We start from the raw sequence: 1,401 nt of genomic DNA, 5'->3' as shown, positions 1-1,401 counted from the left end.
CGAGTACATCGAGGCACTTCATGACGGCTCATGGGGCTGCATAGGTGCGCTTTCACGATGGATCCGGAATGCTTTAGCTTCCTGCCGATCTGAAGGCCGCTCGATACCCGGACAGGGTGATTGGGCTCGGACCAGGCAGCTTAGCTCAGCGCTTGCCTCGGTTAGCGCTGAGATCCGGCGTGGAGAACTCCACTTTTCAGAAAAAAAGGTCGTCGCCATGCCCGAAGCAGGGCCGACGTTGGCATTGCGAGCGAGCAAGAAACCGGCTCCATTCAAGAGGAAAACACGCCGCAATGAAATCTGATGACGAGACCACTCCACGCCTACTTCCTTTGGAAATCGTTGGGAAGAACACTGGCGATGTCGAGGCACTGCACTCATACGTGCTCCGGCTTGCACGTCTACACAGTGTCACTCCTTCCTACCTCTTCGAGGTGATTGCAAGAAGGGCAGGCCGACACTCGGAGCTTCGTCCTGGAGACAGGATAACGGCAGTGGTAGGCCCGCAGCTGGACAGACCGCGCCCAGTGGAACACTCGGTCGTTCCGCTTCTCACAACAATGGCATCGGAGTGCGAGATTGCTCTGAAGAACTCAACCTTCATGTTCCTAGCCAAAGCGCTAAGTCGGACCGTGACCTGCTACTCCAGGTTCAGCAAATGGTGCCCTGGCTGCGTCGCGGATCAGTCTTTAGGGGGCGTCCCGATTCACCACAAGCTTGTGTGGTCCTTCTCAGCCGTCAAGGCCTGCCACGTCCACCGGATGGGACTTACCAATCAGTGCTTAGAGTGCGGCGCAAGGCCGCTTGGGGGCCCCGCGTATGCTGATTCATGTCGCGCCTGCGGGACGCGCTTTGATCAGGTTCATCCTTCTGCGCGCGTAGCAGTTGTCCATGAGGAGTATGCGCTGGATCTAGTCGAACTAGTCGATAGCTCCATGTTCCGGACTGGTGACTATCAAGTGGGAGCGATCAAGAGCTTCATCCATAGACTCATCTGCTACGTCTGGCTTGAGAAAAGAGAGCGCTACCGGTTCGAAGGGCTGCCACGTCATGAGTTCATGACATACCTACGTCGAGAGCACCCGCCGACCCTCTCCATGGTCAGACGAACGTCAGCTCGCCTCGGACTGCCGATCGATAGCCTCCTACATCCATGGGGTCCTTACACGAGAGACTTCTTTCTTCCCGAGCATGCTCATCCTGCCCTCTGATCTAACCTCATGCTCATCCTGGGTGAGTGGCCCAAGGTTTTGTAGGCAGTCATCTTCGCGTGCTCGCAGCAGTTTCCCGGAGCTCACGCGGCAGATAGCGCCCTGGCAATGCAGCCATGCGGCCCGCAACTTGTAGCCACACCAGCCGCAGCGTTGCGTCTTTGAGACGTCCAACGGTAGACTTTCAACT

1 protein-coding gene is annotated in these 1,401 nt (G+C 57.2%); it reads left to right on the top strand.

Going from position 1 to position 1,401, the window contains the following annotated elements:
- The first annotated feature begins 293 nt into the window (after nucleotides 1-293).
- Entirely contained in the window at nucleotides 294-1,211 is a 918-nt protein-coding gene (locus tag AC1DQP_RS20500; protein WP_478052432.1) for a TniQ family protein, read from the top strand.
- The last annotated feature ends 190 nt before the right edge of the window (nucleotides 1,212-1,401 follow it).

This window comes from Stenotrophomonas sp. P5_A8 (assembly GCF_056400545.1).
This window is presented reverse-complemented; position numbering and strand designations above follow the sequence as displayed.

What these genes read in the sequence shown, in the direction of transcription:
- AC1DQP_RS20500 (WP_478052432.1), top strand. Translation starts at nt 294, where the DNA reads ATGAAATCTGATGACGAGACCACTCCACGCCTACTTCCTTTGGAAATC.